The organism is Methylacidiphilum infernorum V4 (assembly GCF_000019665.1).
GTDB classification, from domain to species: Bacteria; Verrucomicrobiota; Verrucomicrobiia; order Methylacidiphilales; family Methylacidiphilaceae; genus Methylacidiphilum; species Methylacidiphilum infernorum.
This window is the reverse complement of the sequence record NC_010794.1, coordinates 44,911-67,973: the sequence shown is the minus strand read 5'-3', so window position 1 is coordinate 67,973 and position 23,063 is coordinate 44,911. Positions and strand designations below refer to the sequence as shown.

Annotated in this window: 20 protein-coding genes, 1 tRNA gene, 2 pseudogenes and 1 riboswitch; of the genes and pseudogenes, 9 read left to right on the top strand and 14 right to left on the bottom strand. The window is 44.2% G+C overall.

The features are described from left to right. Positions 1-1,164 (top strand): alanine racemase, encoded by a 1,164-nt coding sequence (gene alr / locus MINF_RS00310; protein ID WP_012462412.1) that lies wholly within the window; start codon positions 1-3, stop codon positions 1,162-1,164. Here alr and lpdA read toward each other — a convergent pair. From lpdA to folE2, 5 genes are all read right to left on the bottom strand, one after another. Continuing rightward, on the bottom strand, positions 1,155-2,555 hold the full coding sequence (gene lpdA / locus MINF_RS00305; protein ID WP_012462411.1) for a dihydrolipoyl dehydrogenase: 1,401 nt from the start codon (positions 2,553-2,555) through the stop codon (positions 1,155-1,157). The two genes, alr and lpdA, sit on opposite strands and share 10 nt — an antisense overlap. Positions 2,556-2,583: 28 nt before the next feature. Beyond that, the gene (odhB, locus tag MINF_RS00300; RefSeq protein ID WP_012462410.1) at positions 2,584-3,813 is read right to left on the bottom strand and encodes a 2-oxoglutarate dehydrogenase complex dihydrolipoyllysine-residue succinyltransferase; all 1,230 of its coding nucleotides are present in this window, start codon (positions 3,811-3,813) and stop codon (positions 2,584-2,586) included. Positions 3,814-3,856: 43 nt separating this feature from the next. After that, complete coding sequence (locus tag MINF_RS00295) at positions 3,857-6,589, bottom strand: 2-oxoglutarate dehydrogenase E1 component (RefSeq protein WP_048810403.1); 2,733 nt, start codon at positions 6,587-6,589, stop codon at positions 3,857-3,859. Between the two features lie 132 nt (positions 6,590-6,721). Then, the gene (gene thiC / locus MINF_RS00290; protein ID WP_079200397.1) at positions 6,722-8,632 is read right to left on the bottom strand and encodes a phosphomethylpyrimidine synthase ThiC; all 1,911 of its coding nucleotides are present in this window, start codon (positions 8,630-8,632) and stop codon (positions 6,722-6,724) included. A 58-nt stretch (positions 8,633-8,690) separates the two neighbouring features. After that, a riboswitch (TPP riboswitch) is annotated at positions 8,691-8,803 on the bottom strand. 91 nt (positions 8,804-8,894) lie between these two features. Then, complete coding sequence (gene folE2 / locus MINF_RS00285) at positions 8,895-9,695, bottom strand: GTP cyclohydrolase FolE2 (RefSeq protein ID WP_012462407.1); 801 nt, start codon at positions 9,693-9,695, stop codon at positions 8,895-8,897. Between the two features lie 143 nt (positions 9,696-9,838). Between folE2 and MINF_RS00280 the strand changes: the two genes are divergently transcribed. Beyond that, positions 9,839-9,910 (top strand) — tRNA-Lys (locus MINF_RS00280). Positions 9,911-9,936: 26 nt separating this feature from the next. On the opposite strand, the gene MINF_RS00275 is transcribed toward MINF_RS00280, so the two are convergent. Continuing rightward, on the bottom strand, positions 9,937-11,175 hold the full coding sequence (locus MINF_RS00275; RefSeq protein WP_012462406.1) for an aspartyl protease family protein: 1,239 nt from the start codon (positions 11,173-11,175) through the stop codon (positions 9,937-9,939). 40 nt (positions 11,176-11,215) lie between these two features. Between MINF_RS00275 and MINF_RS00270 the strand changes: the two genes are divergently transcribed. Beyond that, entirely contained in the window at positions 11,216-11,911 is a 696-nt protein-coding gene (locus tag MINF_RS00270) for an HAD family hydrolase (protein WP_012462405.1), read from the top strand. A gap of 24 nt (positions 11,912-11,935) precedes the next feature. Continuing rightward, positions 11,936-12,826: a ChaN family lipoprotein gene (locus MINF_RS00265; RefSeq protein WP_148205065.1), complete on the top strand. Its 891-nt coding sequence runs from the start codon at positions 11,936-11,938 to the stop codon at positions 12,824-12,826. A 76-nt stretch (positions 12,827-12,902) separates the two neighbouring features. On the opposite strand, the gene MINF_RS00260 is transcribed toward MINF_RS00265, so the two are convergent. The 3 genes from MINF_RS00260 to MINF_RS00250 all read right to left on the bottom strand — a co-directional run bounded on the left by MINF_RS00260 (position 12,903) and on the right by MINF_RS00250 (position 14,132). After that, positions 12,903-13,055 (bottom strand): small basic protein, encoded by a 153-nt coding sequence (locus MINF_RS00260; protein WP_012462403.1) that lies wholly within the window; start codon positions 13,053-13,055, stop codon positions 12,903-12,905. A 61-nt stretch (positions 13,056-13,116) separates the two neighbouring features. Beyond that, on the bottom strand, positions 13,117-13,890 hold the full coding sequence (locus tag MINF_RS00255) for a polymer-forming cytoskeletal protein (protein ID WP_012462402.1): 774 nt from the start codon (positions 13,888-13,890) through the stop codon (positions 13,117-13,119). Next, positions 13,890-14,132 (bottom strand): bactofilin family protein, encoded by a 243-nt coding sequence (locus tag MINF_RS00250; RefSeq protein WP_012462401.1) that lies wholly within the window; start codon positions 14,130-14,132, stop codon positions 13,890-13,892. The genes MINF_RS00255 and MINF_RS00250 overlap by 1 nt, the downstream gene beginning before the upstream one ends. Before the next feature lie 77 nt (positions 14,133-14,209). Here MINF_RS00250 and MINF_RS00245 point away from each other — a divergent pair, with 77 nt between their 5' ends. Then, on the top strand, positions 14,210-15,283 hold the full coding sequence (locus tag MINF_RS00245; RefSeq protein WP_012462400.1) for a LuxE/PaaK family acyltransferase: 1,074 nt from the start codon (positions 14,210-14,212) through the stop codon (positions 15,281-15,283). A gap of 33 nt (positions 15,284-15,316) precedes the next feature. Next, on the top strand, positions 15,317-16,399 hold the full coding sequence (locus MINF_RS00240; protein WP_012462399.1) for an acyl-CoA reductase: 1,083 nt from the start codon (positions 15,317-15,319) through the stop codon (positions 16,397-16,399). A gap of 17 nt (positions 16,400-16,416) precedes the next feature. Here the strand turns inward: MINF_RS00240 and hisI are convergent, their stop codons facing one another. The 5 genes and pseudogenes from hisI to moaC form a co-directional block, all read right to left on the bottom strand. Further along, positions 16,417-16,863: a phosphoribosyl-AMP cyclohydrolase gene (hisI, locus tag MINF_RS00235; protein WP_012462398.1), complete on the bottom strand. Its 447-nt coding sequence runs from the start codon at positions 16,861-16,863 to the stop codon at positions 16,417-16,419. Between the two features lie 36 nt (positions 16,864-16,899). Then, positions 16,900-17,226 (bottom strand): annotated as a pseudogene (locus MINF_RS11270) (zinc ribbon domain-containing protein); the annotation flags it as partial. Further along, positions 17,215-17,409 (bottom strand): annotated as a pseudogene (locus MINF_RS11915) (MerR family DNA-binding transcriptional regulator); the annotation flags it as partial. The pseudogenes MINF_RS11915 and MINF_RS11270, both read right to left, overlap by 12 nt. A gap of 900 nt (positions 17,410-18,309) precedes the next feature. Then, the gene (mog, locus tag MINF_RS00225) at positions 18,310-18,813 is read right to left on the bottom strand and encodes a molybdopterin adenylyltransferase (RefSeq protein ID WP_012462395.1); all 504 of its coding nucleotides are present in this window, start codon (positions 18,811-18,813) and stop codon (positions 18,310-18,312) included. Then, a complete protein-coding gene (gene moaC, locus MINF_RS00220; protein WP_012462394.1) occupies positions 18,810-19,283 on the bottom strand; it encodes a cyclic pyranopterin monophosphate synthase MoaC in 474 nt (157 codons plus the stop codon). The genes mog and moaC overlap by 4 nt, the downstream gene beginning before the upstream one ends. Before the next feature lie 195 nt (positions 19,284-19,478). Here moaC and MINF_RS00215 point away from each other — a divergent pair, with 195 nt between their 5' ends. The 3 genes from MINF_RS00215 to recN all read left to right on the top strand — a co-directional run bounded on the left by MINF_RS00215 (position 19,479) and on the right by recN (position 23,011). Next, positions 19,479-20,084, top strand: coding sequence for a hypothetical protein (locus MINF_RS00215; protein ID WP_012462393.1), 606 nt, complete (start codon positions 19,479-19,481; stop codon positions 20,082-20,084). Positions 20,085-20,163: 79 nt separating this feature from the next. After that, positions 20,164-21,298, top strand: a protein-coding gene (gene prfB, locus MINF_RS00210; protein WP_148205063.1) for a peptide chain release factor 2 whose coding sequence is annotated in 2 segments (ribosomal slippage) — positions 20,164-20,238 and positions 20,240-21,298 — 1,134 coding nt in all. Because the reading frame shifts where the segments join, the coding sequence is not laid out codon by codon here. 33 nt (positions 21,299-21,331) lie between these two features. Further along, positions 21,332-23,011 (top strand): DNA repair protein RecN, encoded by a 1,680-nt coding sequence (gene recN, locus MINF_RS00205; RefSeq protein WP_012462391.1) that lies wholly within the window; start codon positions 21,332-21,334, stop codon positions 23,009-23,011. The last annotated feature ends 52 nt before the right edge of the window (positions 23,012-23,063 follow it).

Sequence of the window (23,063 nt, the reverse complement as noted above, 5' to 3'; positions counted from 1 at the left end):
ATGACCCAGGAGACATATCCATCTTGTTCTTTTCCTGCGCATCCTCGAAGCTGGGTTGAGATCGATGGGAGAGCACTGCGGTTTAATATTCGCGTGGCCAGGGAAAGAATCCCTAAAAAAACCAAAATTATTGCCGTCGTCAAATCTGAAGCTTATGGACACGGCCTTATCCCCATTGCTAAGGAGCTCGTGCATTCCGGTGTTGAAGTCCTGGGTATCAATAACATCGATGAAGCCATAGAACTGCGGCAGGCGGGCATCAGATCGGCTCTATTGATTTTATGTCCGATCTTACCTTCGGAAGCTTCTATAATTGTCTCTTATAATGTTGGAGTAGTCATTTCTTCTTACAATGAAGCAAAATGGCTCAGTCAAGCTGCAGAACGCCAAGGCAAAAAAGCGATCGTGCATATCAAAATCGATACCGGTATGGGAAGATTAGGCTTTATCCCTTCTCAATTCATCCAAGAGATGGAAAAAATAAAAAGGCTTTCTTCTCTTTCTATTGCCGCTATTTGCACCCATTTTTCTCAAGCGGAAACGGATATCGAGGCCACTGAAAAGCAGTGGCTGGAGCTACTCAAATTTCGACACTATTTCAAAGGACTTCCTATTCATGTAGCCAATAGCGCGGCTTTATGGAGAAAAAGCGTTTATGCCTGTGATTACGTCCGGATCGGTCTTGCCCTTTATGGAATAGCTCCCATGCCTTTTCTTCGAAGATTTTTAAAACCTATCCTGACGTGGAAATGTAAAATCGTTCTTATTAAAGAGCTTCCCCGAGGACATCCCATCAGTTATGGAGCCACCTATAAACTCAAAAAACCTTCCCGGATAGCCGTGCTTTCAGTGGGATACGGGGATGGCTACTGCAGATCATTATCCAATAAGGCTTCTGTTCTTATTAAAGGGAAACGATGCCCGGTGAGGGGAGCCATAACCATGAACCTCCTCATGGTCGACATTACCGATCTGCCCTCTTGTAAGGTTGGGGATGAAGCGGTGTTATTAGGGACTCAAGGCAAAGAGAGCATCACCGCCGATGAGTTAGCCAAGCTGTCTCAAACCATCTCTTATGAAATCATTACTAACATCCATTCCCATATCCGTCGAAATTACCGCCATTTTCTTTCCCATTCCAACGAACTTTCCCTCTATGAATGAATCGCCCTTTTGTATGCAGAAAAAGTAGCCTCCCTGAGTACTTCGGAAAGGGTCGGATGGGCTAGAGGGACTTGCATAAATTCTCCTGCCCGTATTTTTTTCATAATCAACACCGTGGATAAGGATATGAGTTCGGAAACAGAGGGGCCAACTGCATGGATCCCTAAAATTCGATCGGTTTTAACATCGACTAAAATCTTGACAAAGCCCTCGGCGACATCCCCTGCCAAAGCCCTTCCATTAGAAGCAAACCTAGAATGCCCGACTTTATACTGCCTACCCCAAGCCTGCAATTCTTCTTCCGTAAAACCCACTCCTCCCGCCTCGGGGAAGGTATAAATAATAGAGGGGATAGCCGAATAGTCGACTGGAAAGGGATCTTGATCAGCGATAAGCTGCGCTACTGCAATTCCCTCCTGCTGGGCCCTATGCGCAAGCATGGGTCCCTCTATGACATCACCGATAGCATAGATATGTGCTTGTGTCGTTTGCCAACGCGAGTTGACTTCAACATATCCTTTTTTTGTTCTCCTAATCCCTATTTCCTCCAATTGAAGCTCTTGGCAATGGGGAATCCTTCCCACGGCAACAAGGACTTTTTCAACGTTTAACGATAAAGTCTTGGACTGCGAAGCCAATTCAAGAACGACTTCGCCGCTATCTTTTTTTATACCAAGAAGTCGCGTTTCAAGAAAAAATTCCATTCCTTGGTTCTTAAGAAAGCTTTCTAGATGCTTGGAAACATCGTAATCCATTAAAGGGCAGATGCGTGGGAAAAGCTCTATAACATAAACCTTGGAACCCATTCTGTTCCACACCGAACCCAGTTCTAAGCCAACGGCTCCAGCCCCTATGACCGCCAAGCTTTTAGGAACGGACTTGAAACTCAAGGCCGATGTGCTATCCACAATTTGGTCGTCGAAGGAAGCTAAAAAAGGGAGAGTCGCCGGACGACTGCCGGTGGCAAGAATAATATTTTTGGCTTTTATTTTTAGTTCTCCCCGTTTTTCATCCTTTACGATCACCGTTTGAGGATCGGAAAGAGACCCTACCCCATGAAACTGCTCAATCCCATTTTTATTCATGAGAAAATCGACGCCTCGGACAAGTTTTTGCACAATGCGTTCTTTTTTTTCCATCATTTTCTCAAGATCAAAAGAGAGCTCCTCCACCATGAGCCCATTGGAGGCAAACTTTTGGCGGGCAAAGTGAAAATATTCTGAGAGGGAAAGCAGGGCCTTGCTTGGAATACAACCTACATTAAGACAGGTCCCCCCAAGTGTTTTATCCTTTTCAACAATGGCCACTTTTAAACCAAGCTGAGCAGCACGAATAGCCGCAACATACCCTCCTGGACCTGATCCAATTACGACGACGTCAAAGTTGTTCATTGTTCTTTCAAAAGGGGAGGAAAAAAAATTACAACCCGAGAAGAACGGAAGCCGGTTGCTCTAGGAATTCCTTGATAAGCACAAGGAAACTCACAGCTTCCTTCCCATCGATTACCCGATGATCATAAGTAAGAGCGAGGTACATCATGGGCCTGATCTCAACCTTCCCATTAACGGCTACCGGTCTTTCCTTGATCGCATGCATACCCAATATACCGCTCTGGGGAGGATTTATAATAGGGGTAGAAAGCAATGAGCCAAAGATTCCCCCATTGGTTATCGTAAAAACTCCCCCTTCAATGTCTTCAAGGGTAACTTTACCCTCCCTGGCTTTTTGAGCTAAATCAGCAATTCCCTTTTCGATTTGATGAAATTCCAGTTCTTCTGCCGAGCGAAGAACGGGAACGATCAATCCACGGTCAGTAGAAACGGCTATTCCCAAATCCAAGGTAGAAGGATAAACAAGTTCCTGACCTTCAATCCTTGCTCCTACTTCTGGAATTTTTTTCAAAGCCTCAACGACGGCGCAAACAAAAAAGGACATGAACCCCAACTTGACCCCATATTTTTGTTCGAATTTTTTCCCATAATTTTTTCTCAACTCAACGATCGTGGTCATATCGACCTCGTTAAAGGTGGTCAAATGCGCCGTCCCTACATGGGCCTCGAGCAATCGCTGGGCAATTTTCACCCGGATGGGACTGAGCCGTTTTCTTGCTCCTTTAAGATCCCAGGTGGGAGGCTGAACCTCTTTTTGAGGCTGGATTTTCTCTGCTATCTCTTGCCTTTCTTCCTCTATTTCTTCTTTTTCCAGGTTTAAATTACGTAAAGCTTCTTCCCTTGTAATCCGGGATGGCTGTTTTAAAGGTTCCCTTAAAGGAACTGCCTCCGGGAGTTCTTCTTCCAAAGGACTTTCCAAGGTCTCTCCAGGTTCTTTATAGCTAGGGATAGAAGCTAAACCGGCTGCTTTTTCTTCTTTGCCGGTGAGAAGGACGGCGGGTTTTTGTTCAGTTGCCTCTTGAGGTGTCTCCTCCAGCCGAGCTATGACTTGACCGACTTTAATCTCCGAACCCTCGTCTACCAAGATATGTAAAATGCCCTCTTTTTCAGCATAGATTTCAGTTGTAATTTTTTCAGTTTCAATTTCACATAAAGCATCACCCGGAGAAACCCTTTCTCCCTCTTTTTTGATCCATTTGCCAAGAAGTCCCGACTGGATAGATTCTCCTACAGAAGGCATTTTTATATCTACGGCCATAAAGCTCCTCGATTAAAATTAAATTGAAATAATTTATAAAAACTCACTCTTTAAAGGCATCCGAAAGCAACTTTTGTTGTTCAAGTCGATGATAGGCTAAGGATCCTGTCGCCGTGCTCGCGGAAGCCTCTCTTCCCGCATAGGTCAAAGGCAATGAAAATAGTTCTTGCAGTTTAGGGAAAATGTAATTCCATGCTCCCATGTTTTTAGGCTCTTCTTGACACCATACAAGGGATTGAGGTTGGTAACGTGAGATGATCTCTTTTAGTTTCTTTTCGTGCAAAGGATAGAGTTGCTCGATTCGAACTAGGGGTACATCCATTTTTCCTATGCTCTTTCTATACTCCAACAGGTCATAATAGACTTTGCCGCAACAAAGAATAACCTTTGGAGAAGGTTGATGTACTTGGGGATCAGCCAACACCTCTTCAAATGTGCCTTGCACAAACTCCGAAATTTCCGATGAACAATGAGGGTTCCGCAACAAGCTTTTGTGGGTAAAAAGAACCAGGGGCTTGGAAAAACCGCGTAGAACCTGTCTTCTTAAGATATGAAAATAATTGGCTGGAGTAGTGCAATTGGCAACAACGATATTATCTTCAGCACAAGCCTGAAGGAATCTTTCTACACGGGCGCTTGAATGCTCTGGACCCTGACCTTCATATCCATGAGGTAAAAGCAAAACGATATTCGATGTGACCCCCCATTTTGATTCCGAACTGACTAAATAGAGATCGATAATGACTTGTGCCCCATTGACAAAGTCGCCATATTGAGCTTCCCAGATAATCAGGGCTTCGGGATAATCCAAAGAATAGCCGTAGTCAAACCCTAAAACGGAATATTCAGAAAGAGGGCTGTTATAAATGCAGAAAATAGCCTGGTTAGGATGGATATGTTCAAGAGGAACGTATTTCTTGGCTGCTTTCGTATCGTAAAGAACGGCATGTCTTTGACTAAACGTTCCCCGCCTGCTGTCTTGACCGGACAGTCTTACCGGAATACCTTCGTAAAGGAGTGTGCCGAAAGCCAACATCTCCGCAAAAGGGATGAGGATGGGCTCTTTGCCCTCGATCATCGCTTTTCTTTCTGCAAGGATTTTTCTCACTTTTGGATTAAGATTAAAATCGGGTGGCTCCTGGACCAGGCAGCGGCCAACATAAAGCAACTCTTCCAAGGGAACCGCTGTTTTTACCGGATCCAAAATCCTTGGACAAGACATCCTTTGTCTGAGAGTAGGGGGTTCTTCACTCTTTATCCAGGCTTTCGATTCCTCCATTTTTTGGTTCAATTCGGCAACAAAAATCTTGCGGTATTCATTGGCTTCTTCCCTCGTCATATCCCCCGTCTTTATTAATTGATCGAGGAATACATCACTGATGTTGGGGTGTTGGGCAATCGCCTTATAGAGAAGCGGTTGGGTAAAACTGGGTTCATCGCCTTCATTGTGCCCGTACTTTCTATAGCCAATGAGGTCTACCACTACATCCTGACCAAAAACCTGTCTGTATTCTAATGCCGTCAATACAGCAAAAACCGCGGCTAAAGGATCATCCCCGTTAACATGAAATATAGGAACGGCCAACATGAGGGCTACCGCCGTACAGTGATGAGTGGATCGCCCATCTTGAGGAACCGTAGTAAAACCAATCTGGTTATTAATAATAATATGGAGCGTTCCTCCCGTTTTATATCCTTCCAGCCTGGACAAATTTAATGTTTCCTGAACCACTCCTTGCCCCATAAAAGAAGCATCCCCATGGATGAGGACCGGTAAAACTTTTTTTCTTTTTTCCGTGTCGAGCAATCTTCTCTCCCACGCCCTTGCTTTGCCTTCCACCACTGGATTGACAGCTTCCAGATGGCTGGGATTGGGAGCCAAGCCCACGGTTACGATCTCACCCGAACGGGTTTTTAATGCCGCCTCAAATCCTAGATGGTAACGCACATCCCCATCCCCTAGCACCCCCTCGGGAACGTAATTTTCGGAAAATTCATCGAAGATAACTTTGTAATCCTGCTGCAAAATATTCGTGACAAAATTGAGCCTACCCCTATGGGCCATCCCGATCACGATACGTTCTATTCCATGCATCGGGCAATTTTCAATGACGGCATCCATCATGGGGATGAGCGTACAACATCCCTCGAGAGAAAATCTCTTCTGACCCACATAACGGGTGTGTAAAAAAGCTTCAAAAAGTTCGGCTTTAAGCAAATCATAAAGGATCTGTTTTTTATGCTCCTTGGAAAACTTCAGCTTGAAGAATTTCCCTTCGATTTTTTGGGCTATCCACTGTCTCTGGACAAAAGAGTCCATGTGCATGAATTCAACAGCCAGGGTTGAACAATAGGATTCCTTGAGAATGTCCAGGATTTCTTTTAATTTTCTTGTTCCCCCCCCGGCCAGGTCTCCAGAATCGAATTCTTGGTCAAGATCTCCTTGATTTAATCCGAATCTCCCTAGCTTCAACTCGTCGAATTCATAACGGTTGAATCCTAAAGGATCTAAATTGGCTATATAATGACCAAGAGTCCGATAAGCATTTATAAGTTCATAAACAGCCCTCTGCTTTTTGAGATCAATGGAAATAGGTTTTTTCTTCCCGACTTCTATCGGCCCGTTTTTTAAAGATTCGTTATAGCCAAATTCAAATCCTTCGAAAAACGCATTCCAATCATCAGGCACCGACGAAGAGTCTTTCTTCCAACGCTCGTAGTATTCTTCGATGAGCGAAAGATTCTCAAGCCCAATGGACCTTTTCTTCGAACTCATTAAACCGGAGGATGAAAAATGACGTTCCATAATAACAAGAAAAGAGCGAAGAACAGATTCAAAAATTTTTTTGTTTCGATTATAAAATATAATTATACGAAAAAGAAAAGGAGAAAAATAAAAAAAAATATATCAAATATAAATATTTTTGATTTGATTAAATTGACGGGCTTTTTCTTTCATTCCTTCTTTAAAGGCATCTTTAAGGGCTAAGTTGTTCTCTTCTGCGTATTTTAGTACTTCTTCGGTAATTTTCATGGAACAGAATTTCGGACCACACATTGAACAAAAATGGGCGGTTTTTGCCGCCGGCTGGGGCAAGTTTTCGTCATGGAAACTACGTGCTGTGACCGGATCCAGGCTTAAATTAAATTGATCTTCCCATCGGAAATGAAACCGGGCGTCACTCAAAAAATTATCGTGGAGTTGCGCACCGGGGAAACCTTTAGCCAGGTCAGCCGCATGCGCAGCAATTTTATAAGCAATAACCCCAGTTTTTACGTCATCCAAGTTGGGCAATCCCAAGTGTTCCTTAGGAGTAACATAGCATAACATCGAACAACCAAACCAACCGATCATGGCTGCCCCTATCGCACTGGTAATATGATCGTAGCCGGGAGCAATGTCGGTAGTCAAAGGCCCTAGGGTATAAAAGGGGGCTTCAAAACAATGTTTTAATTCTAAATCCATATTTTCTTTGATCAGCTGCATCGGGATATGCCCTGGTCCCTCAATCATCACCTGGACATCATGATCCCAAGCTTTTTTAGTCAATTCTCCAAGAGTATAAAGCTCGCTGAGTTGTGCCTTATCGTTGGCATCCGCTATCGCCCCCGGCCTTAATCCATCTCCAAGGGAAATACTGACATCATAAGCGCTTAAAATCTCGCAAATTTCGTCAAAATGAGTATAAAGAAAGTTTTCTTGGTGGTGGGCCAAACACCATTTGGCCATGATCGATCCTCCCCTACTCACAATACCGCAGAGCCGATTGACCGTGTAGGGGATATACCTTAAAAGGACTCCTGCATGAATGGTAAAATAATCCACTCCCTGCTCGGCTTGTTCTATTAAAGTATCCCTGTAAATTTCCCAACTTAATTCTTCTGGAACACCTCCAACCTTTTCCAAGGCTTCATAGATGGGCACCGTGCCAATGGGCACAGGACTGGAACGGATAATTAATTCACGGATCTGGTGGATATTTTTACCCGTAGAAAGATCCATGACCGTATCCGCTCCCCAAAGAATAGCCCAGAGCAGTTTAGCCACTTCCTCGGACATCGAAGAGCTGATAGCCGAATTGCCTATGTTGGCATTGATTTTAACCCGGAAATTTCGGCCAATGATCATGGGTTCAAGTTCGGGATGGTTAATATTGGAAGGAATAATCGCCCGACCCGCGGCCACTTCTCTTCTGACAAATTCCGGAGTAATTTCCCCGGGAATCGATGCTCCCCATGAGCAACCCACATGCTGGGAATAGAGAAACCCTTCACCCCGGCGCAAGGAAAAATCTTTTCTCCCTAAGTTTTCTCTTATGGCCACAAATTCCATCTCCGGGGTAACGATTCCTTTTTTGGCATAATGCATCTGGCTTACCCTTCTTCCCGCTTTAGCCCGTAAAGGCATGCGGTTGAAAAGCCCTAATTGTCCATTTTTAAAGGCCAATTCTTTCTGGGCATCTGGGAGCCGTCCCCTCTCTTTCAATTGCACAATTCGACCTTCATAAAATTCACAATCTTCTCTTTGTTGTATCCACTGCGCCCGTACTGGAAAAAGTCCTTTGCCTATTTCTACCCCCGATGAAGGATCCGTATAAGGGCCGGAGGTATCATACGAATAAAAAAAGGAAGGCTCCGAGCTACGAGTTCCGCTGTTTGGCGATAGTTTTATTTTCCTAAATGGAACATTGACCCCTGGATTATCACCCTTGAGGTAAATCTTTTGAGAATTGGGAAAAAAAGACAACAGAAATGAACTTAATTCTTTTCCTTTAGAAACAATATCAAGATAAGTCAAACGGGATTGGTTTTGAATCATCGCTACTTCCTCCATTGAGAGAAGAGCCAACAAGAAGAAAAGAAGATAAGATCAAAAAAAAGAAAATCCATCCTTTCCCTCCGCCGGCATTATCCGGATCAGGTTCATAGGGTCGTTTCCCTCTTCATTAAGGGAAACCTCTCAGCCATAAAGGCTCCCCCACGGATCTATAAATAGTATTTATAACTCAATTTAAAAAATTGCGCAATAAAAATAACCTTTCTTCTTTTTAGGAAAAGAAAAAAGAGGATGATCTAGCTTTTTAACTTTCTGATCCTTTCTCCACGCAAGCATAAGCGGCATGATTATGGATGCTTTCCATGTTTTCGGCTTCCACCCTATACCAGAAAATATCGGGATTGGCATTAAGTCTAAGAGCCACGTTGCGAACCAAGTCTTCCACGAACACCGGGTTATCAAAGGCCTGTTCAGTCACATACTTTTCATCGGGTCTTTTGAGAAGAGAATAAATCGGACTACTTGCCGACGCTTCCACCATCTCAATGACGTCTTCAATCCAAATCGTATGGATAAATCGCAAAGCCACGGAAACATACCCTCTCTGGTTGTGTGCCCCTCTGTCACTAATCGCCTTTGAACAGGGGCACAAAGTGGTAACCGGTACGGTCACCCACATCACGAAATCGGTCTCATCGAGATAGGCTGCCGCTTCAAACCGAACCCAGTAGTCCACCAACCCTTTTGATTCCGTTACCGGGGCCTTTTTTTCTATAAAATAGGGGAACTCTAAGATGACATGAGCTGTTTCAGCATGCAGTTTCCTTTGAAGTTCATGAACGATGGCAAAAACATTGCTGACATGGATCATCCGCCCGTGAGCATTGAGCACTTCGACAAATCGGCTCATATGCGTCCCCTTAAAATGGTGGGGAAGATCGACAAGAAGGGATACGGTCGCAACGGTATGCTGGCTTTCAAAATTCTTATCTCGAACTTCTATCGGATATTTAAGTCCCTTAACCCCCACCCTGTTGATCTTGATTTTTCTATGGTCTTTCTGGCTTTGACAATCGGCTAAGGCAGTCACTGAGATATTCTTCATAAGAATATGGTAATCACCGGGTTTTTGAAACTATACCTTTTGGATAGACAAAAACAACGTTATTTTCATATAAGAAAAAGAGATCAAAAATTTTAGATTTTTTTTAGACATTTTTTTTAAAGAAAATAAATTCTATGGATCAAGGGCAGATAGCTCAACGGTAGAGCAGGTGCCTTTTAAGCACTTGGTTCAGGGTTCGAATCCCTGTCTGCCCATTTTATATTTTTTTTTTGCTCTCATTCTATAAAAAAAGTCGCAATACCATTCTCTGGAAATCAAAAAACAGCTTGTAGCGATGCAACAAGCTATTTCCAATAATTCCCCCAAAAGGTATTTTTTCCAAGGTAGGCATTTCCAAAGACAAGGGAGTAAAATCGCCCCTTAATCCTTTGATCTGCAGGCTATCCAGGGTCACACAACTCAAAGGATCATCTAAAGATCCCCGGGTGAGCTTCAAGGCTCGGACAAATTCTTTAGAAAATTCCATAGGATAATCTCTCGAGCCTGTATCGAAGAGAAATAAAAATTCCTTCAAGCGGCATTTTCCTTTAAGAAAGATCAATCCCTGGGGATTAAGAAAAAAAGGAATTTCAGCCACGATCTTAGAACCTGTAGCGACAACATCTTCACCGGCAATATTCTTTTTCAAAAGGTTAATAACCCTATTGGGATAATCGATGAGAAGATTGAACCGAGATAAAAAATCCATTCCCAAGACTCCCTGAAAATTATATCCCCGGGCATACGGTTTTTGATGGAGTTGACCGACGATGAGTGCCGGAACGTTTTTCACGAACAACGGGCCCAAACTGATACTCTCAATGGCACACAGCAAGCCTTCGGTCTTGTTGCCGCTACTCAAAACCAGCTTTAAAGGGGATCTTCCCTTCATCCCTATCTCTTGGGCCAGCTGCTTATCCACAAGACTGGTTGAGGAACCCGTGTCAACCAAAAATAAAAAACTCCTCCCTTTAATATTAACCTCTACAAGTGGATAAAAAGGATAGGGAGAATCCACGAAGGCCAACCGAACGCTTTTAAAGGCAGCCACCTGGAAAGGGGGCCCAATTTCCCTATAAAAAGAAGCCACATCGCCCTGTTTCGACCTGTCCAGCCATAAGACAGCCTCCTTAACCTTGTCTTCCCTAAGATAGGCTAAAGCAAGAAGTTCGCTGATCTGTGGATCTTCGGCAAATAAGGATAAACTTTTCTTTAAGTACCTTATGGCGATAGCATTGCGATTATTATAAATGGCATGGAGGGCTTTGTCTTTATAGTCTTTCGCCCTTTTTTGTTCGGTTATTGCCGAAGTACTTTTTGCTTGAATTGTACAAAAATCAGGGCAAAAAGAAAAGACAGGGAATGTTGCGGATAAAGAAAAAGCGATGATTTCCCTAAAAAACTTGAACAAATATAACCCTATCGTTAGCTTTTCGGCTGACCGATTGCTCAAGAAATAGTGTTTTTTTCTTGGATTCATATCTGGATTTGAGCCGGTCCGCTAACCTATTGGCTTATTTATGAACAAACCTCCTCTTTATCCATGGGCTGCTCTTTTTGATTGGGACGGAGTCATCGTCGATTCACTCAAACAACATGAAAAAAGTTGGCGACTCCTTGCTTTAGAACAAGGAAAAGAGATCGACCCGCATTTTATGGAAAAAACTTTTGGAATGAAAAACGAAACCATCATTTCTCAATACCTTGGATGGACACAAAACTTAGAGGAGATTTACAAGCTTTCAAAAAGAAAAGAAGAACTTTACAAAAACATAGTCCGGGAAGAAGGGCTTCAGTTGGTCGAGGGAATAATAGGCTTTCTCAACGCTCTTAAAAAAAAGCACATTCCCATGGCCGTATGTTCTTCGACAACAAAAACCAACATCAGCTTCGTATTGGAACAACTTGGCCTTAGCCCTTATTTCAGCGTCTTGGTCTGTGCAGAAGACGTTAAGGAAGGCAAGCCCAGTCCAATGCCCTATCTGCTCACCGCCCAAAAACTGGGTTATCCTCCAACCCATTGCGTCGTCTTTGAAGATGCCCCTGCCGGCGTCGAATCAGCCATAGCTGCAGGAATGCACGTAGTGGCTTTGACAACAACCCGATCAAAAGAAAGCTTGGAAAAAGCCGATATAGTCGTTCAAAGCTGGCAGGAGCTCTCGATAGAGAAAATTGATGCCCTCTTCGCTCTCGGCTGCAACTCCCATCCTTGTTAAGTTTCTTTGCTATTGAGCCTTCCTGTGAACAATCCTTTGCTGACCTTTTTTTTACTTTTCAGTGTTCTCACCACTGGATGGTCCATTGAAAACACCTGGATAGATATCTTGCACGGGACCGTTGTCAACCAGCAAGAACTACTCAAGGATCTCTCTCAATCGCGGATCATTTACCTGGGTGAGGTTCACACCCTAAAAACTCACCACAAAGCCCAGTTGGATATTCTACGGCTTCTTTACCGCAGGGAAGTTCCTCTGGCTTTGGCCCTTGAATCTCTCGACGCCCAAGATCAAAAATTGATTAACCAGTTTGCAGAAGGCCATCTAAGCTTCGAGCAATTTGCTAAACTTATCCAATGGCAAAAAAAATGGCCCAATTACCTCGACTACCGTCCGCTTTGCCTTTTTGCTCAAAAACATCGTATCCCTATTATCGGCATAGATATTCGGCCCTCGATCCCTTCCAAAATTGCGCGAGGGGGTTACAGTTCTTTAACTGAAAAAGAAAAGGAGCTTTATCCCCTGCCTTCCCTAAGCCCACTCTATAAAAATTTTTTAACCCCCTTCCTTGCCGTCCATTCCTTCATGGACGATAAAAGGATCGCCCATGCAATAGAGGCCCAAAGAGTTAGGGAAGCCTTCATGGCCAAGCAAATTATGAACTTTCTTGAATCGCCCCTAGGAACACGCAGGACGGTCTGCGTGGTCACAGGAGAAATCCACGTTCGCTATGGCTTGGGCATTCCTCAATTCAGCCGCCGTTATCCCCAACGCTTGATTCTTTTTGGCTCTAAAGAGCCGATTAAACTTACCCCAAGGGAGCTCCAAGTGAGTCAGAAAATCGATCTAGGCCATCAAAAATTTTCTTTTATTCGATCTCCCGTGGCCGACTATTTTGAAGTCATTCAAGAATAAGAGCACCCCTCCCCTCAAAGAGCCTTTTTTGTTGGGAGGCATCAAGAACAAAAAAGTTTAAGGCTCGATTCAAAAATCAGATCGGTTTTGTCTTGGGTAAACCAAGGACTTTATCTCCCTCTTTCCATTTTCCCTGTTTCTTTAGGATATTAATTCTTTCGTATCTTTTAAGGACATTTCTTTTAGCCACTAACAATGAACCGGTACGATAACTGCGGTGTTGAGACATTTTATCCTCCAGTAAAAAATCTAAATACAAGCACAATGCCCTACGAAAGGCAAAATATTTTTCATATTTCCAACAGTCTTTCCTCTCCCAGCTCGACAAAGTTTTTTTGAGTTTCGCGGCTAAGGCAAGAATAGGTTTTAAATTCCGCCTCCAAGTGAGAAAAAGGCTCGGCAACCAATCGATTGGTGAGCATTTTTTTTGTGATTAAACGACCGAAAGATTCGATTTTTAAAAAATCCTTGGCTATAACCTTTTCACTTTGAACTATTCCTTTAATAACAAGCTGTCCGCTGATAATTTCCCTGGCCTGGACCGAAGCAAACCGGTTCACTGTCACCCTTGGAGCAAAAACTACCCCTTTAACCGAACATTGGGAGTAAAATTCCACTTCTTCCAATGCTTTCACCGAGGCTTGAATGATGCCTCTGATCTTTATTTTTCTTCCCTGGACAGGAGGTCCCGAATATTCTGAACCCACTCCAAATTGGATATCTCCGAGAGTAGAAAGTTTTCTCTTTATTTTCCCTTTTACATAAAGATTTTCGACGTAAAGATAGGCTCCACAATGGGGACAACCCACGGAAATCGCCTCTGCATAAATTTTTTGAGAGTGAGAGCAATAGGGACAAACCACTACTCGAGTTTTAACTAAAGAAGAAGGAGAAGCAATCCGGTGGTCTGCTTCTCTTCTCGAAGCCAACCCGATGTAGCGGCAACAGCTTTTGCAAAGGGTTGAAAGAGCCCACTTGGACTCTGTTTGGGTATGCCCACAAAAGGGACAATGGATGACCTTTGTTTTGCTGGTTAGCTCTTTGATTAAATCCAAAGGTTTCATTAATTGTTGGGTTTGCTTTTGCCGATGACTATTTTCCCATTGATGATCGCTCCCGCATCAATTTCTATAGCTTGAGCGTAAACTTCGCCTTCAATCACGGCTCCAGAAAGGATTTCTAATTTTCCATCCACTCTTATTTTTCCATGAAAATGACAATTGACAACCGCCTTTTCCTTAACCCACAACTCCCCTTCAAGAGTAATAGAGGGAGATAAAAAAGTCTGGTCATTTTTATTTTGCATTGGCCATGCTCGGCATTTAAAGAGATTTTCTTAAAAAATCCGTATATTTTAATTTAGTTTATTTCTCCATTGCAAAAATGAAAGAAAAAGCTCAAGAACTGCAAAGAAGTTTTTTCCAAGACCCGGTCAACAGACAATGGTGGATGGATCAGATCATCTCCCTCGTAGAAAATCCTCAACGTTTCAATTCTCTCGCCCTGTTTTTATTTGAGTTTCAAAAAAACCACTGTCCTCCCTATAAAATCTTTTGCCAATCTTTTCCGCAAGACATTCCATGCTGGAGGGATATTCCCGCCCTTCCCCAAGAACTTTTCAAAAAAGCAACCGTCTTCTGCCATGAAATAGAAAAAGCAGCCGTTTTTTACCTTACAAGTGGAACCACTTCTGGAGTTCGCGGCAAACATTACTTTTGGGACAATGAGATTTACAAGGCCGTTTCATGGCTCGGAGCTCTCCAAGCAGCCGTTCCTATCGATTCGGTCCACCTCCATTTCTTGGCTCCCTCTCCTAAAGAAGAGCCCCGGTCCTCTTTATCTGCGATGTTCTCATTTTGGGCGGAAAAAAATCCCTTTCCTTCCTCTTTTTGGATCGAAAACAAAACATTCTCAATCGAACCCTTTAGGAAAAAACTAACGGCTGATATCCTTGAAAACAAAAAACTAGGTATTTGTGGAACCGCTTTCAGCTTCGCTTACCTTATGGAAAATCAACCTGACGATCCTCTCCCCTTACCCCAAGGCTCGTTTATCCTTGAAACCGGTGGAATGAAAGGGAAATCCAAAGAGATCGATAAAAAAGAATTCTATCAAAGACTTTCTTCTTATTTTGGGTTACCTCAAGATCGGATATTCAGCGAATATGGGATGACGGAATTATCCAGCCAGGCCTATTCCCGGGGACATGATGGAGAATTTCATACTCCTCCTTGGGCTAGAATTCTGGTGATTGATCCAAGAACCGACAAAGAGTGCCAAGTAGGCCAAAAAGGGTTAATTCGCTGGATAGATCTCGCCAATATTGATTCAATTTTATGCATTCAAACAGGGGATGTCGCGATAAAAACCCAAGAAAGTTTTTTCCTCCTCGGAAGATCGAGGGCCGCTTCCCCACGAGGTTGTTCATTAAGTGTTGAAGAAATGCTTTCTATTTGAAGCCCTTAAACTTCTCGAAGGATAAGGCAATCCATGGATACGCTTGAAAGAATTGAACTGCTTGACGGCGTTTGCAGACTTTTCCCTGAAATGGGATTCAAAAGCAAAAAGGATCTTGCTACCCTTTTAGAGCTTGAACTAAAAAGCATAACGGCTTTGGATGGTTTTTTCCCTTATGGTCAAGGTCGGACAAAAGCCATTGCTCCCTATCAAATCTATCATGTGCTCGCCGCCAACACTCCCATAGCAGGGTTTCAAAGCCTTATGCTCGGCCTACTGCTTGGTTCTTTCAACGCGATACAATGCCCAAAGCCCATCAAAAAACCGATGCTCCAATTCATCTCTTCTCTTCCTCAAAAACTCCGAGACAAGGTTGCACTCTACGAGGAGTTTAATCGACAAGCTTTTGACCAGTCCGATTGCATTGTTGTTTTTGGACAACAAAAGACCATAGAACATTTCAAAAGCCTTACTCCGACTACCAAGAGATTTATCGGTCATGGGCATAAAGTAAGCCTAATTTGGCTAGGGGCAATCGAAGAGATCGACAAAGAGAAAATCGCCCTAGCAGCCCATGACATTAGTCTCTATAGCCAGTTGGGGTGCCTTTCCCCTCAAACAATCGTTGTTGAAGGAAACTCTGCAAGGGAAAAAATAGAGTCTTTTTGCCAGGTTCTCTCTGACAGTTTGAGAGAAAATCGGGACCGGCATCCCGCATCCCTGGACATCGAAGCCTTGGCGGAAATCAAAAATCGTAGGGATTGCGCCAAAGCGTTGGGATGGCCGTTATGGGGAAACAGTCTGCTTGAGCCAAACCCCTGGACGGTCATTTTAAGGAAAACCCCTCGTTTCGAACCCACATGCGGCTATCGCACGATCTATGTCGATCTTGTTGAAATAACAAAACTCAAAGATTGGCTCCATCCCATAAAAGGCATGCTCAGCACGATCGGGGTTTTCAACAAAACACCCGAAAACATTGTTTCGATCTTCATAGAAGCGGGGGCAACGAGATTTTGTCCTGTAGGGCTCATGCAACAGCCCACCGCATTCTGGCATCATGACGGGAGAAACAGGCTTGAAGAAATGGTGAGATGGGTCGATTGGGAACAGTAGAAAGAAAAACGAGAGCCTCAGCCATGCTTGTAAACGACTTTAGGATCAAAGACCTTGTGAGTTTCAGTAAACTCCAGTTCCTTGCTGCTCCCTTTTTTTAACCTTCTATAAAAACAACTCCTGTAACCCACATGGCAAGAAGCACCTCCATCGACTCTTACTTTTAAAAGCAAGGTATCTTGGTCATCGTCAATGAAAATATCTTGAACGTGCTGGAAAAAACCGGATTCTTCACCCTTGACCCAAATTTTTTTTCTCGATCGGCTGTAATAGGTTGCAAGGCCGCTCTGTATGGTTTTTTCCAAGGCTTCCCGGTTCATGTAACCAAGCATAAGCACTTCCCCGGTTTCCGCATCCAGGGTTATACAAGGAAGAAATTCGTAAAGATCGAATCGTGCTAGAAGTTGGTTTCCTTCTTCAATTTCAAAAACCGTTGGTGCTGTCTTTTTATTTCCTTCGTTCATAAGTAATTTTTTCTAGAAATGGCTGTTAACCTGCTATCAAAAACATGCGCAAAGGTGCGCACTGTTCTCTTCCTGCCCCGATTCCTCAACGGAATCGTCTCTGACAGGCGTAACTTTCCCGACTACGGCAGAGACCATCTCTGCCGCAGTGCCGCTGTTACCAGACGGACTCGCCACGGGTAGGGCAGTTGCGGTTGCCAGCCGTTTGAGGTTGAGCGCCGCGTTGAAGTCGCGGTCGTGGTGCGTGCCGCACTCGGGACACGTCCAGCTCCGATCCTTGAGCGTCAGCGCCTCGTTCTTCCACCCGCAAACCGAACACAGGCGACTGCTCGGATACCAGCGATCGGCGATGATGAGCCGCGTCGGCTCGGACACCGCATGGCGCAGGCCGAGAAAATCACGAAGCTGTGATTCGGTGTAAAGCCTTCGGTTGCTGTCGGTCCGCACCGCAGGAATTAGTCGGCCTTCACGCTCCCATCGCTGCATGGTCTTGACCAAGACCCCCAGCAGCTTGGCCGCCCGGCCCGTGCTCATAGTGCTTTCCATGCCCTACATAATACACCATTACGCACTATTTGCAATACTAGAGTTTAGCTCCCCTCCCCACGGACGGAGCTTCCGGTAGGGATTACTCCCACCCGGAGGAACCGCAAGGGTTTCCTGCATCTGCGGGGAACGGCGAACACCCTCTTCCGAGGGTGCCCCGCACAAGCGCCTTCACCACAGGCGCAAGCTTGGGCTCGCTCCGATCCTACCACCCCTATAGGGGTGAGCCCTCCCCGCAATATAGACGGAACGGCTGCCTTTGTCTAGCTGATGTTCCATGCGATCATCCAAGGCAGAACCGGCTCTCCGTCTACCCCACCCTTGCGGGCGACGCCCCGTATCCCCTCCCTTGCGGAAGGAGACCTAGAGCGTAAATTGCCTTTATTTATACATCTAAAAATTTCTTTAAAAACCAACCCTGACTGTGGGGTTGCCACGCAATTTCCGTTCCGTCAGACTTATTCATTGCTGCTCAAACAGGGGCAAAGCTGACAGACTTACTCATCGAGGCTGGATGCGGCCGGCCCGTTCGCACCAGGCCAGAGCCTTCCTCTCCACAGGCCTGCCTTCCGGCGGAACTGGCCGTAGGGCTCTTCAAGACGGCCAACTCGAGGTAAAGTATAAAAAAGATCAACTCATTAATCAACTGTTCAAACCCTCGCCATCAACTCAAAGCAACGAAGTTGGAACCAGTTCGGTTCGATTTTTTTCCCCATCTCTACATCTATCGGTTTTAATGGTTCATTTGGGCCATTTTTCCAGCGCTGCTCAAAAAATTGCAATGCATCCTTCAACAGTTCAACAGCTCTTCTCGTTATGTTTATAGAATTTTTAAAAATGTCAACCTTTCTTCATCACCGACGTAAGCTCAAAGTGGATTTAAATTTTTTCAGGCCGGCTTCAGGGATGCAGCTTGTTGGATAAAGTAGGTCTATAGCCACGAATATGATCTAAACATTCGACAATGGCTTCTCCCAATAACGATAAGCATTCAGAAATTGCCGAAGGTTTCCCCGGCAAGTTGACGATCAACGATCGCTTGCGTATGCCCGCTATCGCACGGGACAAAATGGCCGTTTTTACCTTCCTGTAAGACTCCATTCTCATGATTTCTCCAAAGCCGGGCAGCTCCTTATCCAGGACAACCTTGGTCGCTTCAGGAGTAATATCCCTTGCACTTGGACCTGTACCCCCCGTAGTCAAAACAAGAGGACAGTCCAGCTCGTCCACAAGCCGAATAAACTGGGATATGAGCAGCTCTTTATCATCGGGGATCAATACCGACACAAACTCCACCGGCTCTTCAAAGAGATTGCTGATCACCCTCTCTATTTCTGGACCGCTTTCATCCTTATATATCCCTGCCGCTGCCCTGTCACTGAGCGTCACACGACCGATTTTCATGCTTTCTTCTTTTCGAGGAGCTTGATTGGACCAATAACCATGGATTGATCTACGGCTTTACACATGTCATAAAGGGTCAAAACCGCAATAGCAACCATCACAAGAGCTTCCATCTCCACGCCTGTCTTGGCAACCGACTCCGCCGTTGACACCACTCTTATCCCTTTCTCTTCAATCTCAAAAGTAGTGTCAGCAAAGCTCAGCCCGATAGGATGAGCCAATGGGATCAATTCCGCCGTTTTCTTTGCAGCCATAATAGAAGCAACCTTGGCAAGGGTTAAAACATCTCCTTTAGGAATGGCACGAGCTTTCAATAGCTCAAGAGTTTTCCCGGAAAGAGTGATAAAGCCTTCGGCAACGGCAGTTCTTTTTTGTTCATGCTTTTCCGACACCCTGACCATCCTCGCTTCACCCGAAGCGGAAAGATGGGAAAAAAAAGTTTTTGCATTTTTTGAAGCTTCTTCTTCCATAAAAAGGCGATGACTTTTTTCTAAAACTTATTAGACTAAGGTAATTTCACAACAAAACAACCAAAAATGTTTTCTTTAAAAAAGAGAAACGTCTGCCCCCTTCCATGTGGTTCCTTGCTTTGTCGAATAGCTTACAGTTGCCGTTAGCTCTTAAAAGTCAACAAAACCGGGCGCCTAAAAAGCCCTCTTCTTCTCATGAATAAAAGTTGTTGTTGCCCAACACTCACCCTTTTTTTGCTCTTTTCAATCTTTCCTTCTTCTGCCCTGATGGCCGCGGATAAACCCTCTTCTCATGGCTGGATCCCTTACGAGGGATACGCCCACCATCTTCCCTTTCCTTTTTTAATCGATCCCTTGGGGATAAAACATCCCCGGGAGATGTTCATCGGGAAAATTTCTGTTTTCATTGTTTCCGTACCCAACATGAGCCAAGGCAGAAAACAGGAAAAATGGGCAAAGCTTCTCGGGGAAGATCCTAAAACCAAGCTTCCCAGCGAGGTAGCTCTTATTTTAGTTGAAGATATTTCGCATGCGGGCTTTTTTAAAGCCATGGCTCTTTCCCATATAAAAAAGCATTTTGATGAACACTCCAGGCCTTTTCCTGTCATTGACTATAACGGCACACTCACCCGAGATTTCGGAGTGGCTAAAAACTCAACCCAGATACTCATTTACGACAAGTCGGGGAATCTCTACGAAGTAGAAAAAAATCTCGATAATGTCGATTTAACTTTAAATCGCATACACAAGGCCATTCAAAGACTTGAAAGGGAAAAAAGACATCCTCATCCTTCGACATAACTGAACAATAGGCCAGGGTTTTTAAGGCAAAGGATCACAAGCAGTTGTTTTTTGGCAACACCTAAGATAGCTTTACTCTATGATCGATTTGAAACTTGTTTCCGACAGGCTTTCTGAACTTAAACAAAGGGTAGCTGTCTTACGGGGGTTTCTTTGATCCCAACCAGATAGAAGGAGAACTTCGATCCCTAGAAAAAGAAATGGCCAGTCCGAGTTTTTGGCAAACGCCTGAAAAAGCTGAAAAAGCCCTTTCGAGGTCCAAAGAACTCAAAGCCAAATTTTCTGATTATAAAACTCTTGTCAATCGATTCAAAGACATCGAGGCTCTCTATGATCTTTTACAGGAAAGCGAAGATCCTTCTCTTGAGAAAGAACTAGAGCAAGAAATCAACGCTTATTCCGATCTTTTAGACAGCATAGAAGTCAAACTCGTTCTTTCTGATCCCATGGATCAGAAAAACGCCATCCTATCTGTTCATTCGGGAGCGGGAGGGACCGAAGCCTGCGATTGGGCAGCCATGCTTTTACGAATGTACCAAAGGTATGCCGAAAGACATGGCTTTAAAGTAAGCCTTATAGATATTCTTCCCGGAGAAGAAGCAGGCATAAAATCGGCAAGCCTACTTATCTCCGGAAGCTATGCCTATGGGTATTTAAAAGCGGAGCGTGGTGTCCATCGCTTGGTAAGAATTTCCCCTTTCAACGCTCAAGGGAAAAGACAAACTTCTTTTGCTTCTGTTGACGTCGTTGCTGAAGTTGACGAAAGCATCGAAATTGAAATTAAAGAAAGCGATCTGCGCATCGATGTCTTTCGTTCCGGGGGACATGGGGGCCAGGGAGTCAACACCACCGACTCCGCGGTGCGTATTACCCATCTGCCTACGGGTATAGTCGTGGTTTGCCAAAACGAACGGAGTCAAATTCAAAATAAGGCCACAGCAATGAAAATTCTACGTTCCCGGCTCTACGAACTGGAAAAAGACAAAAAAAGAGCAGAAATGGAAAGAATCTATGGTCAAAAAGGGGAAATAGGCTGGGGTAGGCAAATTCGTTCCTATGTTCTCCAACCTTACAAGATGGTTAAAGACTTGAGAACAGGAGTAACAAAAACCCAGGTCGAAGAGGTTCTTGATGGTGATCTGGATTCTTTCATTTGGGCTTATTTGCTCGGCAAAAAGAGTGGAGAAGAAACTCTGCAACGACAGGAAGCTTGAACGCGGAGGTTTTTTTTTTAAAATGAAATTCTCATGTTGCTCAAGCTAAGGATTGAAAACCTTGCCCTTATTGATGAGCTCGAATGGTCACTTGTCCCTGGACTAAATGTTTTAACCGGAGAAACAGGGGCGGGAAAATCCATTGTCATTGATTCCTTGAAGCTTTTGGCTGGAGAAAAAGCTCTCCCTTCCTTTCTGAAAAATAAAGATAAAACGGGCATAGTGGAGGGGGAGTTCCAGCTATCTGGAGAATGCGGCAAAAGAGTAGTGAGCCTATTCCAAGAAAAAGGAATAGAAGAACTGGACAGCCCCTTTTTTATACTCAGAAGAGAGATCCGCCCTACCGGAACGAGCCGTCAATTTATAAACGGCAACCTCATTCCTCTTTCGCTTCTAAAAGAGGTTGGAGAAAACCTCATTGATGTCCTTGGCCCTCATGATCATCAATCGCTATTCGATAAAAAAAACCAGCAAAAACTCCTCGACAGTTATGGCCATTTAGAAGAAGAGCTCTTGCGGTTAAAAAATCTTTATGAAAATTATCAAGGCCTTTTAAGAAAAAAAGAATCTTTTTCCGCGGAAGAACTTCTTAAAAAAAAGCAGCATCTCAACCGCAAGCTGTTGGAAATTGAAGCCGCAAATCTCGTTCCCGGAGAAGACGAGGAGATTGAAAAGAAGTTAAATTTGGCTCGAAGCAGCTGGAAAATTTATGATTGTATTGCTGAAATCCGATCGGTCCTTTCCCAAAACAATCCTTCGATTCTTTCTTCTCTATCTTCCTTGCACAGGCTCCTCTGTACTGTTGAGAAATTCGATCCTTCTTTAGGATCGCAAGCAGTATCCTTGGAACAGTCAGCCAACCGGGACCTGTTGGAGCTCGATAGGTTAATTGAAGATTATTTTTCCCGGATCGAAATCAATCCCGAGGAGCTCGAAAAGCTCGAGCAGAGAAAAAACTTCTTAGAAAATTTAAAAAGAAAATTTGCTTTAAATATTGATGGCATTCTCCAGTTTAAAAACCAGCTTATCCATGAACTGGAGCAAGCCGAAGAAGAGGAAAATCTTATCGCTAGTCTTTCCCTAAAAGAAAATCAACTCAAAGAAGAGCTGCTCAAAGAAGCTTCCCTGTTGAGCGCAAAGCGCAAACAAACAGCTGAAAAACTGACCCTCTCCATCCAGGTGGTTTTAAAATCTTTGGGCTTTGCCCAGTCCGACTTTTCGATCCGAGTCGAGAAAAAAGATACAATCAGCCCAACCGGTCAAGATGATATTGAATTTCTTTTTTCTCCCAATCCCGGAATGCCTTTGAAACCTCTTAAAGAGATCGCTTCGAGCGGTGAAGCAGCCCGGGTTATGCTCGCCCTTAAAACCGTTCTTACCGCTGCAGATCCTATTCCTATCCTGGTCTTTGATGAAATAGACGCCAACATCGGTGGTGAAATAGCATGGAAAGTCAGCTCTTTATTAAAGGAACTGTCAACACGACACCAAGTTCTCTGCATCACCCACCTCCCTTCTATGGCAGCCGGAGGTGATGCTCATTTCAAGGTTGTAAAAGAACTTGCGGAAAATTCAACACGGGTGTTGCTCAAAGAAATTGTCGCCGAAGATCGTTTAAGGGAAATAGCCAGAATGCTTGGAGGAATCAACGAAGAATCGGTCAGGCTTGCCCAAAGACTTCTTCTTTCCGCGACGGAAAAAAAAGAAAACTAAAGCATTCCAAGCTAGCTTATAGCCCCACCACGGGAGGAAAGGTTTTTTGCTA

Bases quoted from the DNA above. Each gene is read 5' to 3' on its own strand.
- MINF_RS00250 (WP_012462401.1), bottom strand. From the start codon at position 14,132: ATGCAAAATAAAAATGACCAGACTTTTTTATCTCCCTCTATTACTCTT.
- MINF_RS00245 (WP_012462400.1), top strand. From the start codon at position 14,210: ATGAAAGAAAAAGCTCAAGAACTGCAAAGAAGTTTTTTCCAAGACCCG.
- MINF_RS00215 (WP_012462393.1), top strand. From the start codon at position 19,479: ATGAATAAAAGTTGTTGTTGCCCAACACTCACCCTTTTTTTGCTCTTT.
- thiC (WP_079200397.1), bottom strand. From the start codon at position 8,632: ATGATTCAAAACCAATCCCGTTTGACTTATCTTGATATTGTTTCTAAA.
- MINF_RS00275 (WP_012462406.1), bottom strand. From the start codon at position 11,175: ATGAATCCAAGAAAAAAACACTATTTCTTGAGCAATCGGTCAGCCGAA.
- MINF_RS00255 (WP_012462402.1), bottom strand. From the start codon at position 13,890: ATGAAACCTTTGGATTTAATCAAAGAGCTAACCAGCAAAACAAAGGTC.
- hisI (WP_012462398.1), bottom strand. From the start codon at position 16,863: ATGAACGAAGGAAATAAAAAGACAGCACCAACGGTTTTTGAAATTGAA.
- lpdA (WP_012462411.1), bottom strand. From the start codon at position 2,555: ATGAACAACTTTGACGTCGTCGTAATTGGATCAGGTCCAGGAGGGTAT.
- MINF_RS00270 (WP_012462405.1), top strand. From the start codon at position 11,216: ATGAACAAACCTCCTCTTTATCCATGGGCTGCTCTTTTTGATTGGGAC.
- odhB (WP_012462410.1), bottom strand. From the start codon at position 3,813: ATGGCCGTAGATATAAAAATGCCTTCTGTAGGAGAATCTATCCAGTCG.
- MINF_RS00260 (WP_012462403.1), bottom strand. From the start codon at position 13,055: ATGTCTCAACACCGCAGTTATCGTACCGGTTCATTGTTAGTGGCTAAA.
- MINF_RS00295 (WP_048810403.1), bottom strand. From the start codon at position 6,589: ATGAGTTCGAAGAAAAGGTCCATTGGGCTTGAGAATCTTTCGCTCATC.
- moaC (WP_012462394.1), bottom strand. From the start codon at position 19,283: ATGGAAGAAGAAGCTTCAAAAAATGCAAAAACTTTTTTTTCCCATCTT.
- alr (WP_012462412.1), top strand. From the start codon at position 1: ATGACCCAGGAGACATATCCATCTTGTTCTTTTCCTGCGCATCCTCGA.
- mog (WP_012462395.1), bottom strand. From the start codon at position 18,813: ATGAAAATCGGTCGTGTGACGCTCAGTGACAGGGCAGCGGCAGGGATA.
- recN (WP_012462391.1), top strand. From the start codon at position 21,332: ATGTTGCTCAAGCTAAGGATTGAAAACCTTGCCCTTATTGATGAGCTC.
- folE2 (WP_012462407.1), bottom strand. From the start codon at position 9,695: ATGAAGAATATCTCAGTGACTGCCTTAGCCGATTGTCAAAGCCAGAAA.
- MINF_RS00240 (WP_012462399.1), top strand. From the start codon at position 15,317: ATGGATACGCTTGAAAGAATTGAACTGCTTGACGGCGTTTGCAGACTT.